Genomic DNA, 14423 nt, shown 5'->3' with positions numbered 1-14423 from the left:
CGCCTGCGGGCCCGGGGTCACGTCGGCGGTCGCCGCGGTCAGTGTGCGACGCGACCGCCGACGAGGGTACGGACGACCCGCTCGCGTACGGTCCAGCCGCCGAACGGGTTGTTCCGGGACCGGCTGCGGTGCCGGTCGACGCGGATGGGCCGGACGCCCGTCTCGACCACGCACAGGTCGGCGGGCTCCCCCACCCGCACGGGCCGCCCCGCCCGGTGCGCGATCCCGCCGATGCGGGCCGGCACGACGGAGAGCACCTCGGTGAGCCGCGCCCAGTCGACCCGGCCGGTGTCGGGTGCGCGCAGCACCGTGGCGACGACGGACAGGGCCGTCTCCAGCCCGGTCAGCCCGAACGCCGAGTCGGCCCACCCGCGCGTCTTCGTCGCCTGCGGGTGCGGCGCGTGGTCGGTGGCGACGACGTCGATGGTGCCGTCGGCGAGCGCAGCGCGCAGGGCCAGCACGTCGGCGGCGGCCCGTAGCGGCGGGTTCACCTTGAGCGCGCCGCCCGCGCGCAGCGCCGCCTCGTCGTCCAGGACGAGGTGGTGCGGTGTCACCTCGCAGGTGACCCGGACGCCCGACCGTTTCGCCTGCCGGATCAGCTCGACCGATCCCGCAGTGGAGAGGTGGCAGACGTGCAGGTGTCCGCCGGTGTCGGCGGCGATCGACAGGTCCCGGTCGACGACGCGTTCCTCGCCGGCCGCCGGCCACGGTGCCGCGCCCGCCCGGGCCGCGACCCGGGCGTTGACGACGCCGGCCCCGACGGCGAGGGGGTCCTGGGCGTGCTGGGCGAAGACGACGCCGAGCTCCCGGGAGGCCTCCAGCATCGCCCGGACCAGGGCGGGGTCGGCGACGCAGCGGCCGTCGTCGGAGAAGACCCGCACCCCGGCCGCGACGAGCGCCGGCACGTCCACGAGCCGCCGGCCGGCGAGGTCACGCGTCACCGCGGAGACCGGGTGGACGCGGGTGGTCCCCCGTGGCACGCGCGCCAGCAGGTCGGCGACCCGGGAGACGCGGTCGGTGGGTGGTGCGGTGTTGGCCATGGCGAACACGTCCGAGTACCCGCCCGCCGCCGCGGCGGCCGTACCCGAGCGGAGGTCCTCGGCCTCGGGGTGGCCGGGGTCCCGCAGGTGGGTGTGCAGGTCGACCAGGGCGGGCAGGACGATCCGTTCGATGGCCGGCGGCCCGCCGCCGCTCGGCTCGATCGCGCCGATCGCACCGTCGGCGACGGTGACGTCGACCAGCGGCCCGTCCGGCGTCAGCCGGACGCCCTCAAGCCGGTGCACCGGGGCTCCCCTGCACCGCGAAGACGGGCCCGTCGAAACAGACGAGGGGGCCCTCCCGCCCCGGGTCGGCCGGGCGGGGCAGCGCGCAGCCGTGGCAGTAGCCGAGGCCGCACGCCATGTGCGCCTCGACGGACACCTGCAGCGGCACCCGCCACCGCCTGGCGAGGGTCATGGCGAGTGCGGTCAGCCGGTGGGAGCCGCACACCACGACCAGCCCGGGTGCCCGGTCGGCGAACCGGGCGGCCAGCCTGCGGTCGAGGGCCTCGACGGCGCTGGTGCCGTCGAGGTCGGTCACGGCGAGGGCCTCGGCACCGAGCTCCGCGCAGTCGGACCGGCCGATGACGCGATCGTCGGTGCGGGCGCTCAGGACCACGGTGCTGGGGATGCCGGCGGCGCTGGCGTCCTCGACGAGGGTCATGAACGAACACACCCCGATCCCCCGGCCGATCGCCAGCAACGGGCCGGCGGTGGCGGGAAGGTCGAAGCCACGGCCGAGGGGGCCGGTTACCAGGAGGCTGTCGCCGGGCCGGACCCGGCTGAGCGCCTCGGTGCCCCGCCCCTGGACGTTGTAGACCACCTCGATGTCGCCGCCGGGCCGGCGGCGGTGCACGGCCATCGGCCGGGGCAACTGGATCAGCTCCCCGGCCGCCTGTGGCACGCTGAGCATCACGAACTGGCCGGCCTGGGCGGTCGCGGCGACGCGGGCGGCGCGCAGCACCAGCCGGTGGATGGCCGGCGCGAGCGGCGTGTGGCCGACGACGACGGCCGGATCGCAGGCGGGCGTCGGCCGGTCACGGGTGGGCAGCACGTCCAGGACGGCCGCCGGTGGCAGCGTGGTCATGCGGTCGCGTCCAGTCGGTACATGGTCTCCAGGAGCACGGCCGCGCCGGCGGCGATCTGGTCGGCGGTGCTGAACTCCCCGGGCGAGTGGGACAGTCCGCCGCGGCTGGGGACGAAGACGATCCCGGCCGGCATGAGCCGGCTGATCTGCTGGGTGTCGTGGCTCGCGCCGCTGGCCAGCACCTCGGCGGGCAGTCCCAGCGCGGTCGCCGCGGCGCGGGCCGCCGCCGCCACCTCGCGGGACAGGACCACCGGCGGGGTGTCGGCCAGCTCCTCCACCTCGACGTCGACGCCGCGCCGCGCCGCGACGGTGCGGCACCGCTGGCCGACGGCGTGCGCCGCCGCACGTTGCCGGCCGTAGTCGGTCTCGCGGACGTCGACGGTGAACACCACCCGGCCGGGGATGATGGTGATCGCGCCGGGTTCCACGGTGAGGGCGCCCACGGTGATCCGGGTGTTGACGTCGGCGGCGGCCACCGCCAGCCGTTCGCAGTCGAGCACGCACTCCGCGGCGGCGGCGAGCGCGTCGCGGCGGTTCTCCATCGGGGTGCCGCCGGTGTGCGAGGCCACCCCGGTCAGGCAGACGCGCAGCCGGGTCGAGCCGGAGACGGTGTCGACCACCCCGACGGGCACCCGCCGGTGTTCCAGCACGGTGCCCTGTTCGATGTGCAGCTCCACGAAGGCCCGCCAGTCCCGGGGGTCCCACCGCGCCGTCTCGACCCGCTCCGGTGCGAGGCCGCACTCGGTCATGGCGGCGGCCATGGTCGTGCCGGTGCGGTCGGTGAGCTGGCGCAGGTCGGCGGCGCCGGTGAGGCCGGCGACGATGCGGCTGCCGTTGCACGCCTGCCCGAACCGGGCGCCCTCCTCGGCGGCGAAGGCGACGAAGCGCCACGGGCGGTGCCGGGGGCGGCCGGCGCTCGCGGCGGCGGCCACGGCGAGGGCGGCCACGACCCCGACGGTCCCGTCGTACGCGCCGCCGTGCGGGACGCTGTCGAGGTGGGAGCCGGTGCCGATCGCGCCGGGGCGGGGCTCGGCGTCGGGTGCCAGCTCACCGATGGTGTTGCCGGCGGCGTCGGTGTACGAGGCGATGCCGAGGTCGGCGAGGAGAGACGCGAAGAGGTCGTGGGCCTGGCGTTCGAGGCGCGTGTACGCCAGGCGGGAGACCCCCGGCCCGGGTTCGGACAGGGCGGCGAACCGCCGCAGCGTCTCCTCCAGCCGGGCCGGTTGCAGGGCGGGGACGGTGGCGAGGGTGGACATGGTGCTCCTGGCTGTCGGAGAGGGCTAGTGACCGTCGGGCGCGGGCCCGTGCGGCGGGGCCGGCAGGTGCAGTCGGGGCGGGTGCAGGGTGATGGCGCAGTCGAGCCGGTGTCCCCGCTCGCGCATCATCGCGTCGACCGGCGCCAGGGCCCGGACGCTGGTGAACGCCGTGGTGACCAGGGCGACGGTCGAGCTGGCGGGCAGGTCGGCGGAGGTGAAGAGGAGGCCGCGTTCCTGGACGACGGTGACCCGGCGGGAGCGCATCGCGGCCGCGACGACGTGGGCGAGCACCGCCTCCTCCTCGCCTTCCCAGTGCAGGACGGCGGTCACGGCGCGGGCGGAGAGGACGGCGGCGAGCGCGTCGCCGAGTCGGATGGACGCCGACGGGTCGTGGCCGAGGTCGAACCACCGTTCGACGCCGTCGGTTCGGGTCAGCGGCGCGGTGAGGGCGGAGAGGTCGGCGAGTTCGGGCATGGTCTCCTCGTTCCTGGTCGGCGCGCGGCGGCGGCCGGGCGCGGCGGGCTGCGCTGGCGGGCGTGACGTCGCCGGCCCTGGGTCAGGCGAGCGTGAGATCGGTGCGCAGCAGGGCGGACAGCGTGGTGACGCCCGCCGCGTGGCACCGGGAGCGCAGGCCACGGACGACGTCGACCATCGCGGTGGGGCGGCTGAAGTTGGCGGTGCCGACCTGCACGGCCGACGCGCCGACGGAGAGGTACTCCAGGGCGTGGTCCGCGGTGGCGATCCCGCCGCAGGCGATGACGGGCACGTCGACGGCCTTGGCCGCGAGCCAGACGAGCCGCAGGACGATGGGGCGGATGTGTGGGCCGGTGAGGCCGCCGACGCGGTTGCCGAGCGCCGGCCGCAGGCTGCCGGGTTCGAGGGGAAGCGACGGGACCGAGTTGGCCACGCAGACCGCGTCGGCGCCCGCTTCCTGGGCGGCGCGGGCGCACTCGGCGATGGAGGCCACCATGACGGGCAGCTTCGCGATGACCGGTTTGTCGGTGACCGCCCGTACCCGGGCCACGGTCTCGAAGAGCGCGGCAGGATCGGACCCGATGTCCCGGCCGTCGGTGTCGAGGTTGGGGCAGGAGACGTTGAGCTCGTATCCGGCTCCGGCCCCGCCGAGCTGCTCCGCGACCTGTTCGTACTCCGCGGGCGCGTGGCCGCCGATGCTGACGATCGTCGGCGCGGGCAGCGCCTGGTAGTCGGGGTACTGGTGGGTGAGGAAGCCGCGCGGGCCTCGGCTGGGGATGCCGACGCTGTTGACGACGCCGGCCGGGATCTCGGTGAGCCGGTGCGCCGGGTTGCCGGCGCGGGCCTGGAGGAAGACCGTCTTGGTGACGGCGGCGGCGAGCTCCCGCATGGGGAGCAGCCGGCCCAGTTCCGGGCCGAAACAGCCCGAGGCGGGCATCACCGGGGAGGCCAGGGCGAGGCCCCGGATACGCACGGACAGGTCGACGCCGGGGTCGGCACCGAGGGGGTCCGTGGGGGCGTCGGACGGACCCGGTTCCCGGGCTGGTGGCTGCACTCCAACTCCCTCGGTCACACAATCGCCGCAGCTTTCCGTCTAGCGGAAAGTCTGCTTCCACAAGTAGGCTACGGAGTATCGACCGCCCCGTCGGGCGTGTCAAGCCCAGCGCCGGCAGGCCCCTCAGGACCGCCCGCCCGGCCACCCCCACCCACTCACCCCCTTGGAGGACCCGTGCGGGTCGGCCTGTACGGCGGCGCGGCCGGCGGACGCGAGGAGCTGCACCCCGCCGTGGCGTCGCTGGTCTCGGCACTCGCCGACTCCGGTTGCGAGTTCGTCTACGGCGGTGGCGCGGACGGCATCATGGGGCTCGCCGCCCGGACGGCGCTGGCTCACGGCGCCCGGGTGACCGGCATCCTGGCCCCGCCCGGCGAGGGCGACGAGACCCCGCATCCGGGGCTGACCCGGGTGGAGGTCGCCACCTCCCGCCCCGCCCGGCGGGCCCGCATCCTGGGCCTGTCGGACGTCGTCGTCGCCCTGCCCGGCGGCCCCGGCACGCTGGAGGAGATCACCGAGGCGGTCAACCTGCGGCGGCTCGGCCTCACCCGGGCCAGGTGCGCGGTGCTCGACGCGCAGGGCTTCTTCGACCCGTTCCTGCGGCAGCTCGACCAGATGGCCGCCCAGGGATTCCTCCGGCAGCCGCGCGCCGCCCTCGTCGCCACCGTCGCCACCGCCCGCGACGTCGCCGCCCTGTGCGATGGCGAGGCCGGGCAGGACGGGCGCGGGGGTGGGTGCGCCGGCGCCGGGTCGCCGACCGGCCTCGACGGCGGGCCGGGAGCACCCGGGGCCGCCCGGCCGCCCGCCGGCTCCTGACCTTCGGCCGGCGCGCCAGCAGCCGAAACCAGTTTGGAAACCACTCTTCCACAACCGTTGACGGCACCGATTCAACGCGCGTAGATTACGGGACCTCACGCCGGCCGGAAGGAACGCCCTAATGATCAACTTGGTGCGGGCGACACCAAAAGCCCTGGTCATCGGCTCGGTCCACCACGACCGTTCGCTGGACGTCCCCCGACTGCCGAGGCGGGGCGAGACGGTGCTCTCCGGCGGTGCCCGCGACGGGCTCGGCGGCAAGGGAGCCAACCAGGCGGTGGCCATCGCCCGGATGGGCGTGTCCTGCGCGCTCCTCGGCGCCGTCGGCGACGACACCAGCGCGGCATTCGTCCGGGACCAACTGGTCGCCCACGGCGTCTCGGTCGCGCAGGTCGGCGTCGTTCCCGGCCGGCACACCGGGCGGGCCACCGTCGTGGTCGAGGCGACGGGCGAGAACCTGATCGTCGTCGAGCCCGGGCCGGTGGACCGGATCGACCGGGCCACGGTCGACGCGAACCTCCGCGACCACGCGGCACCGCCGACGGTCGTGGTGGTCCAGGGCGAGGTGCCGCCCCGGGTCCTCGCGTGGGCGGCGGACTCGGCCGGCGCGGCCGGCACGAGGTTCGTGCTGAACCTGGCCCCGGTCGTCCCGGTCGCCCCCGAGACGCTGCGCCAGGCCGATCCGCTCGTGGTCAACGAGCACGAGGCCGGCGACCTGCTCGAACTGCTCGACGGCGGGCCGGCCCGCGTCGTCGACGTCGACGACGCGATCGGGGTGGCCCGCCGGCTCGTCGCCGCCGGCGCCCGGTCGGTCGTCGTCACCCTCGGGGCCGGGGGCGCGGTCCTCGCGGACGGGCCGACGGCACGCCACCTGGCGGCGTTCCCCGCCACGGTCGCCGACACCACGGGCGCCGGCGACTGCTTCACCGGGACGCTGGCCGCCGCGCTCGCGAACGGGCACTCCCTGGCGGAGGCCACCCGCTGGGGCCTGGCGGCGGCCTCCCTGGCGGTGGGCCGGCCCGGCGCCGCCTCGGCCTACCCGACCCGGGAGCAGGCCGCCGACGTGCTGCGCCGCGAGGCGGCACCGCGATGACCGGACCACGCCGGGTGACCCGGCAGGACGTCGCCCGCGAGGCGGGCACCTCGGTGGCGGTCGTCAGCTACGTCGTCAACGACGGGCCGCGCGCGGTCGCGCCGGCCACCCGCCAGCGCGTCCTCGATGCGATCGAGCGCACCGGCTACCGACCCAACGCCATCGCCCAGGCACTGGCCGGCGGCCGATCCGGCGTGCTCGGCCTGGTCGTGCCGGACGTGTCCAACCCGTTCTTCTCCGCCCTGGCCAGGGCGATCGAGGACGAGGTCTTCCGGGAGGGGCAGGTCCTCCTCGTGGGCAACTCCGCCGAGAGCGCCGTACGCGAGGCCCGGCTGATCACCAGCTTCGTCGAGCGTCAGGTCGACGGCCTGCTGTACGTCGGGGTGGGCCACCACTCGCCGGTCGAGGCGGCGATCCGGGCCGGGATACCGGTCGTCGCCCTCGACCGACGGGACAGGTTCTCCGACATCGCCTCGGTCGTCGTCGACAACTTCGACGGCGCCGCCATGGCCACCGAGCACCTCATCGCGCACGGCCACCGCCGCATCGCCGTCATCGCCGGCCCGTCGCACCTGTTCACCTCCGTCGAGCGGATCGGCGGGTGGCGCAAGGCCCTCAAGGCGCACGGCCTGCCCAACGACGAGAGCCTCTTCTTCGAGGCGCCGTTCTCCCGGGCCGGCGGCTACCAGGCGGCCGTCGCCCTGTTCGAGCGCGGCACGGCCGACGCGGTGCTCGTCACCGACGAGATGCAGGCCCTCGGCGTCCTGGCCGCAGCGGCCGACGCCGGGGTGGCGGTGCCGAGCGGCCTGGCCGTCGTGACGTTCGACGGCACCGAACAGGCCATGTTCAGCGTGCCGCCGCTGACCACCGTCAGCCAGCCACTGGCCGAGATCGCGCGGCACGCGGTCGCCCTGACCCGACCCACGAGCCCGGAGGAGCGGCGGCACATCGTGTGCGACACCGAACTCCTCCGTCGCCGCTCCTGCGGCTGCACCACGCACCACAGAGAGAACCACCAGGTGTCGACTCAGATGGCAGTCGGTGGCGACACCCGGGGCCCCCTATCGAAAGAGGACCATACCATGACAAAGAAGGTCGGCCGGCTCGCCGGCGCTTCGTTGGCGGTCGCCGCCCTGGCGCTGAGCGCCTGCGGCGCCTCCGCCAACGACGATCCCAACGCGGACGTCACCATCACGTTCGTCACCCCGCACAAGGGCGTCTTCGACGAGGCGGTGGCGGCGTTCCACGAGGAGCACCCGAACATCACCGTCGAGGTGCAGATCATCCCGTTCGCCGAGATCGCGGCGCAGACCCAGGCGCGGCTCGGCTCGAAGGACACCTCCATCGACGTCATCGCGGTGGACCCGCCGCGCCTGCCCAGCCTCGCCGCCCAGGGCTTCCTCAAGGACGTCTCCGCCGACGCCCCGGCCATGAAGGAGAGCCTGACCGCGGGCGGCATCTCCTCGGTCACCTGGGACGGCAAGCAGTACGGCTACCCGCTGTGGACCAGCGACAACTTCCTCTTCTACAACAAGGCCCTGCTCGCCAAGGCCGGGATCGCCGAGCCCGGGCCGGACAACGCCAGCCGCTGGACGTGGGACCAGACCCTGGCCGCCGCCACGAAGGCCAAGGCCGCCGGCGCCCAGTACGGCTTCGCCTTCGAGCAGGTCGACGCCTACTACGCCCTCCAGCCCGTGATCATGTCGATGGGCGGCGGCGCCGGGCTGTCCGGCGACGGCAACCTCACCCCGGCCGTCGACACCGCGCAGTGGCGCGCCTTCGGCGACTGGTACGGCAAGCTCTACTCCTCCGGCCTGTCCCCCCGTGGCCTGGCGTCCGCCCAGATGCCCGACCTGTTCAAGAACGGCTCCGTCGCCTTCTACGTCGCCGGACCGGCCCGCATCACCGACCTGCAGAAGAGCGGCCTCGCCGACAAGTGGGGCATGGCCCCGCTGCCGTACGCCGCGGGTGGGAAGGTCGTCACGCCGACCGACTCGTGGGCCGTCGGGGTCAGCAACGTCAGCGAGCACCCGACCGCGGCGCAGGAGTTCGCCCGCTACCTGTCGCTGTCCACGGACGGCGCGACGTCCGCGTCGACGAAGTTCAACCTGCCCCCGGTGAACCAGAAGGCGTACCCGAAGTACATCCACTACATCGACGGCATCGCCCCCCGGCAGACCACCCAGTACGGCACCCTGCTGACCACCGACACCGACGAGCACGCGGTCCGGCGGCCGTCCTCGGTGGGGTACGTGGACTTCGAGACGATCGTGAACAAGGCGTTCGCCGACATCCGCAACGGCGGCGACCCGGCGCAGATCCTCGCCACCGCGCAGGACGCCCTCGCCCGGCAGCTGTCCCAGTACAAGTAGCGCGCCCGCCCCGGGCGGCGGGTCGCGCCGCCCGGGGCCCGGCAGGCCCTAGTCGGAAAGACACGAACGTGACACAAGCACCCCCGCGCCCCCGAGGTGGTCGCAGCCGCAACCGCGCGCGCCTGCGGACGCTCGGCACCGCCGGACTGTTTCTCCTGCCGGCCCTGACCGGCCTGGTCTTCCTACGACTCGTCCCGTCCGTCGAGGCGGTCACCTCGGCGGTGACGAACCGGCTCGGCGAGTTCTCGCTGACGAACTTCACCTACCTGTTCGGCGACCCCGCGTTCCTCGGCTCGCTGAAGGTCACCCTGCTGTTCTCGCTGGTCATCAACCCGTTCCAGATCGCGGTGGCGTTGTTCCTGGCCGTCCTGCTCACCCGGCACATCCCGCTGGTGGGCCTCTGGCGCACGCTGATCCTGCTGCCCATCGCGATCCCGCAGACCGTGTCGGCCATCGTCTGGGGCGTGCTGTTCCGCCCGGACGGCCCGCTCAACGGCCTCCTCGGCACCCTCGGCATCCCGGCCGTGCCATGGCTGGTGAGCCCGGACACCGCGCTGATGTCGATCGTCATCCTGTGCAGCTGGGTCGGGGTCGGCTACTGGATGACCTTCCTGGTCGCCGGCATCCACGAGATCCCCCGCAGCCTCTACGAGGCCTCCGACCTCGACGGCGCCGGCGGGTGGAAGCAGTTCGTCCACATCACCCTGCCCGGCATCCGCCGGCCCCTGCTGTTCGTCCTCGTCGCCGACACGGTCGCCAACTTCCTGGTCTTCGCCCCGGTGCGGATCCTGACCCAGGGCGGGCCGGAGGGGTCGACCAACCTCATCATGAACTTCATCTTCGAACGCGCCTACACGCTGGCCGACACCGGCAGTTCCGCCGCGGCGACGGTCGTCCTCGTCAGCATCGTCATCGTGGTGGTCGCCGCGCAGTTCCGACTGCTGCCCGGGAGGGACTAGACATGGCCGACATCGTCGCAAGACGCAACGAGCGGCGTACCGGACGCCGCACGCTCTGGCTCGTCGTACCGGTCGCCGCCCTGGCCGTCGCGCCCCTGCTCTGGGCCGTCGTCTCCTCGCTGCGCCCCGGCGAGGAGATCTTCCGCTACCTCTCCCCCGTCTCGGTGCGGACGGTGGTCCCCTCCACGGTCTCGCTGGACAACTACCGCGCGGTGCTGGAGAGCAGCTTCACCCTCGCGCTGCTGAACTCGGTGCTGGTCACCACGGTCAGCGTGGCCCTCGGGCTGGCCGTGTCGTCGCTGGCCGCGTTCGCGCTGGCGATGATCCCGTTCCCCGGGCGCGCGGCGCTGTTCGGCGTCATGGTCGTCAGCTTCCTGGTGCCGTTCGAGGCGATCGCCATCCCGCTCGCGTCGACGTTCCGCGAGGCCGACCTGCAGAACACGCTCGTCGGGCTGATCCTGCCGGCGGTCGGCAACGGCCTGGCCATCTTCCTGCTGCGGCAGTTCTTCCTCGGCATCCCGACCTCGCTCAGCGAGGCCGCCCGGATGGACGGGTTGTCCTGGTTCGGCATCTACCTGCGGATCTACCTGCCGCTGTCGCGGGCGTCGATGGTCGGCGCCGGCCTGATCCTGTTCGTCTTCCAGTGGCAGTCGTTCCTGTGGCCGCTGCTCATCGCCCCGGCGCCGGCCGTGCGGGTCGCGCCCGTGGCCATCGCCGACTTCGCCCAGGAGTCCGGCGTCGACTACGGCCAGATGTTCGCCGCCGCCACCCTCACCGCCGTGGTCCCGCTGCTCGTGCTCCTCTTCGCCCAGCGGCAGTTCGCCTCGTCGCTCGCCTCCACCGGGGAGCGGGAGTGAGCGCCGGCCACCCGCCGTCGCGGCGACGGATCATCGTCGACTGCGACCCGGGCAACGGCGTCCCCGGCGCGGACATCGACGACGGGCTCGCCCTGGCGCTCGCCGTCGCCTCCGACGCCATCGGACTCGACATGATCACCGTCGTGTCCGGCAACACCCATCGCGACCAGGGCTACGCCGTCGCCCGCACCTTCGTCGACCTGGTCGGGCTCGACATCCCGGTGTACGCCGGTGCGGGCACCGCGCTGCTGGAGCCGAGCGGCCCCTGGCGCAGCCGGCAGGACCAGGTCACCCGCAGCGACGCGGTCCGCGCCGCGTGGTCCGCCGTGCCGCCGCCGGACCCCCACGACCCCGGCGCGGCGTTCGGCGCCGCGGCGGAGATCGTCCGGCACGTCCGCGCCCACCCGGGTGAGATCACCATCGTGGCGATCGGTCCGCTGACGAACGTGGCGCAGGCCCTGCAGCTCGACCCGGGCCTGCCGGAGGTCGTCCGGGAGATCGTCGTCATGGGAGGCGCGTTCGACGTTCCCGGGTTCCTGCAGGAGCTGAACTTCGGCATCGACCCGGACGCGGCCCGGGCCGTGCTGACCTCGGGGTGCCCGGTCACGCTGCTCCCGCTGGACGCGACGTCGCAGACGCTGCTGCGCCACGAGGACCTCGACCTCGTGGATGCGGAGCGCTCCGCGCTGGCCCGCTACGTGGTCCAGACGACCCGCCCCTGGATCGACCTGGCCGCGGCCTGGCGCGGCATCGGCGGCTGCCTGCTGCACGATCCCCTCGCGGTGGCGCTGCTCGTCGATCCGGGCATCGTCACCGTCGAGGAGATGATGGTCGACGTCGAGACCCGGGGCACGCTCACCCGGGGCCGCCCGGTCGCCTGGACGCGGGAGAACCTGCGGCTGCACGTCGGGCTCGACATCTCCCGGGCCAAGCCCGTGCGGATCGTGAAGACGGTCGACAACGACCGGCTCCTGCGGACCATGTTCGCGGCGTACCGCGGCTGGTCGGACCACGGATCCCGGGCGTAGCGGTCACCGGCCCGGGGTCGACGGCGCCTGCGGTGCAGGTCCGTCGGCCCCGGGCCGGTGTGCGTCGCGGGACCCCTCAGGCCGGCGCGGGCCGGAGGCCGTGGGCGCCGGGACCGGACGGCGCGCCGGCCCGCTGCAGGGCCCGGCGCAGCTGCCCCGCGCCCCGGGGATCGTCCACGAAGAGCCCGCCCACCACCTCGCCCCGGTCGTCGAGGTAGAGGCAGTGCCGCCGGCCGTCCGTCGGGTGCCAGTTGTCCGACACGATCCGGCCCGGCCGGGCCGGGACCTCGCCGACGGTCTGGAGCTTGTGGCCGTACTGGTCGGACCACGCGTACGGCACGAAGGTCCCGGGGTCGAAGGACGCCCCCTCGACCAGGACCCGGGCGACGGTCTTGGCTTGCTCGACGGCGTGCGACCAGTGCTCCGAACGTCGGCGGCCCCGGCCGGCGGGGCCCGGCCAGGCCGCGACGTCGCCGAGGGCGAGGATCGCCGGGTCGGCCGTCTGTCCGTGCGGCGACACCGGCACGCCGTCCGGCCCGGCCAGGCCGCTGCCGGCCAGCCACTCGACGTTCGGGACGCCGCCGATGCCGACGACGACCACGTCCGCGTCGAGGGCCGTCCCGTCGGCGAGCACCACCGAGGCGGCGTCGCCGCCGGCCGGCTCGACCGAACGGACGTGCGCGTCGAGCAGCAGCCGCACCCCGGCGTCGCGGTGCAGCCGGGCCAGGTAGCTGGAGACGTCCGGGCCGAACTGCGGCAGCAGGGCGGGCTCGCGGGACACCAGGGTCACGGTGGTGCCGCGGGCCACGGCGGCGCAGGTGACCTCGCAGCCGATGAAGCCGGCGCCGATGACCACCAGGCGCCGCCCCGGGCCGAGCCTGGCCGCGATCAGCCGGGCGTCGTCGAGGGTGCGCAGCGTGTGCACGTGCGGGCCGCCGTTCGGGGCGGACAGCTCGCGGGGGCGCGAGCCGGTCGCGACGACGAGGAAGTCGTACGGGATCAGGCTGCCGTCGGCGAGCGTGACGAGCCTGCGGTCGCGGTCCAGGCCCGTGGCCGCAGCGCCGAGCCGGGCGTCGACCCGCAGCTCGGCGAGTTGCCCCTCGGTCACCAGGTGCGTGCGGCTCGCGGGCCACTCCCCCAGGAGCACCTGCTTGGACAGCGGCGGTCGGTCGTACGGCAGGTGCGGCTCCGCGCCGACCAGCGTCACCGGGCCGGCGTAGCCGAGGGCCCGAAGGTGCTGCGCGGTCCGCAGCCCGGCCAGGGAGGCGCCGACGATGACCGTTCCGCCCGTCACGGCGTGGTCCGTTCGAGTCGGATCGCGACCGCCGGGCAGGACTCGGCCGCCTCGCGCAGCTCGCCCTCGTCCGTGTCGGGGAAGGTCTCCCGCAGCGCCACCGCCTTGCCGTTGGCGTCGAGATCGACGAGGTCCGGCGCGACCATCACGCAGTTGGCGAAGCCCTGACAGAGGTCGAGGTCGACGTGCACGCGGATCATGACAGCTCCTTGCGGTCGGTGGGTGCGGCGGCGATCCGGTCCCGGAGTTCGGCCTTCTTCGCCTCGGCGAGTGAGTCGACCCGCAGCAGGGCGTGGGCGCCGCTGATGTCCCTGCGGTCGATGAGGATGCGGTTGGCGTCGGCGATCGAGTAGCCGTGCGGCTCGCGGGCGACGAGGCGCATGGTGTCGCCGACGCGGACGACGCCTTCGCGGAGCACCCGGTAGAGGATGCCCGTCCGGTGGCTGCGGGCGACCTCGATCGTGAACCTGGGTCGGCGGTGGCGGGCGGCCACCTTGTGGCAGGGGGACCGGGGCTGCGCCGCCTGGACGACGGCCTCGCCGACGGCGAAGACGTCGCCCACGTGCACGTCGAACTCGGTCAGGCCCGTGGTGGTGAAGTTCTCCCCGAGGGCCGCGTACTGCGGCAGGTCGAGCCCGAGGGTGTCACGCCAGAACCCGTAGTTCTCGGTGGAGTAGCTCAGGACCACCCGGTCCGGGCCGCCGTGGGTCTCGTACACCTGCTCGTCGCCCGGCAACCCGGCGCGGCACACCCGGACCTCGTCGACCGGGGTCTTGAGGTATCCCGTGCGGATCTCCTGGTCGCCGCTGCGCAGCAGGGACGCGCCGCCCACGCAGAGCCACACGATGCGTCCCGAGAGGTCTTCCACCGGGGGGTCAGGACTCTCCATCGCCGCACCCTCCTTCCATCCCATGGAAGGCATGTTTCCACAGAATCGCGCCCGCGCACCAGAGGCGATGAATCCCCTTCGCCCCGATCCCGCCCCTCCTGGGCACCGATCGGGGCTGTGTCGTCCGACACCGGCGTGGCGGACCGGGCCGCTGCGGGCGTGCCGGCAGCGCGGGAGGCAGCACACCACCCGGCGGCGAGGCACGGGCGC

14 protein-coding genes are annotated in these 14423 nt (G+C 74.4%); 6 read left to right on the top strand and 8 right to left on the bottom strand.

What is annotated here, in order from left to right:
* Positions 1–38: 38 nt before the first annotated feature.
* The 5 genes from TK50_RS29650 to TK50_RS29630 all read right to left on the bottom strand — a co-directional run bounded on the left by TK50_RS29650 (position 39) and on the right by TK50_RS29630 (position 4908).
* Complete coding sequence (locus tag TK50_RS29650) at positions 39–1283, bottom strand: dihydroorotase (protein WP_043968855.1); 1245 nt, start codon at positions 1281–1283, stop codon at positions 39–41.
* A complete protein-coding gene (locus tag TK50_RS29645; RefSeq protein WP_043968854.1) occupies positions 1270–2124 on the bottom strand; it encodes an iron-sulfur cluster-binding protein in 855 nt (284 codons plus the stop codon). Before TK50_RS29645 ends, TK50_RS29650 begins: the two co-directional genes overlap by 14 nt.
* A complete protein-coding gene (locus TK50_RS29640; protein ID WP_043968853.1) occupies positions 2121–3380 on the bottom strand; it encodes a Zn-dependent hydrolase in 1260 nt (419 codons plus the stop codon). The genes TK50_RS29645 and TK50_RS29640 overlap by 4 nt, the downstream gene beginning before the upstream one ends.
* A gap of 24 nt (positions 3381–3404) precedes the next feature.
* Entirely contained in the window at positions 3405–3854 is a 450-nt protein-coding gene (locus TK50_RS29635; RefSeq protein ID WP_043968852.1) for a hypothetical protein, read from the bottom strand.
* A gap of 82 nt (positions 3855–3936) precedes the next feature.
* Positions 3937–4908, bottom strand: coding sequence for a dihydroorotate dehydrogenase (locus tag TK50_RS29630; protein WP_052504004.1), 972 nt, complete (start codon positions 4906–4908; stop codon positions 3937–3939).
* A gap of 174 nt (positions 4909–5082) precedes the next feature.
* On the opposite strand from TK50_RS29630, the gene TK50_RS29625 reads away from it, so the two are divergent.
* The 6 genes from TK50_RS29625 to TK50_RS29600 all read left to right on the top strand — a co-directional run bounded on the left by TK50_RS29625 (position 5083) and on the right by TK50_RS29600 (position 12030).
* Positions 5083–5721, top strand: coding sequence for an LOG family protein (locus tag TK50_RS29625; RefSeq protein ID WP_052504003.1), 639 nt, complete (start codon positions 5083–5085; stop codon positions 5719–5721).
* Positions 5722–5842: 121 nt separating this feature from the next.
* Positions 5843–6814 (top strand): ribokinase, encoded by a 972-nt coding sequence (locus TK50_RS29620; RefSeq protein WP_043968851.1) that lies wholly within the window; start codon positions 5843–5845, stop codon positions 6812–6814.
* Complete coding sequence (locus TK50_RS32410) at positions 6811–9186, top strand: extracellular solute-binding protein (protein WP_082106753.1); 2376 nt, start codon at positions 6811–6813, stop codon at positions 9184–9186. Before TK50_RS29620 ends, TK50_RS32410 begins: the two co-directional genes overlap by 4 nt.
* Positions 9187–9254: 68 nt before the next feature.
* The gene (locus tag TK50_RS29610) at positions 9255–10145 is read left to right on the top strand and encodes a carbohydrate ABC transporter permease (RefSeq protein ID WP_043968850.1); all 891 of its coding nucleotides are present in this window, start codon (positions 9255–9257) and stop codon (positions 10143–10145) included.
* Between the two features lie 2 nt (positions 10146–10147).
* Complete coding sequence (locus TK50_RS29605; RefSeq protein WP_043968849.1) at positions 10148–11002, top strand: carbohydrate ABC transporter permease; 855 nt, start codon at positions 10148–10150, stop codon at positions 11000–11002.
* Positions 10999–12030, top strand: coding sequence for a nucleoside hydrolase (locus TK50_RS29600; RefSeq protein WP_043968848.1), 1032 nt, complete (start codon positions 10999–11001; stop codon positions 12028–12030). Before TK50_RS29605 ends, TK50_RS29600 begins: the two co-directional genes overlap by 4 nt.
* Positions 12031–12106: 76 nt before the next feature.
* On the opposite strand, the gene TK50_RS29595 is transcribed toward TK50_RS29600, so the two are convergent.
* From TK50_RS29595 to TK50_RS29585, 3 genes are read right to left on the bottom strand one after another with little or no spacing between them, the layout of a single operon-like run.
* A complete protein-coding gene (locus TK50_RS29595; RefSeq protein WP_052504000.1) occupies positions 12107–13324 on the bottom strand; it encodes an NAD(P)/FAD-dependent oxidoreductase in 1218 nt (405 codons plus the stop codon).
* On the bottom strand, positions 13321–13524 hold the full coding sequence (locus TK50_RS29590) for a ferredoxin (RefSeq protein WP_043968847.1): 204 nt from the start codon (positions 13522–13524) through the stop codon (positions 13321–13323). Before TK50_RS29590 ends, TK50_RS29595 begins: the two co-directional genes overlap by 4 nt.
* The gene (locus TK50_RS29585) at positions 13521–14213 is read right to left on the bottom strand and encodes an MOSC domain-containing protein (protein WP_043968846.1); all 693 of its coding nucleotides are present in this window, start codon (positions 14211–14213) and stop codon (positions 13521–13523) included. The genes TK50_RS29590 and TK50_RS29585 overlap by 4 nt, the downstream gene beginning before the upstream one ends.
* Positions 14214–14423 lie beyond the last annotated feature (210 nt).

This window comes from Micromonospora haikouensis, from assembly GCF_000876225.1.
Lineage (GTDB): Bacteria > Actinomycetota > Actinomycetes > Mycobacteriales > Micromonosporaceae > Micromonospora > Micromonospora haikouensis.
This window is presented reverse-complemented; position numbering and strand designations above follow the sequence as displayed.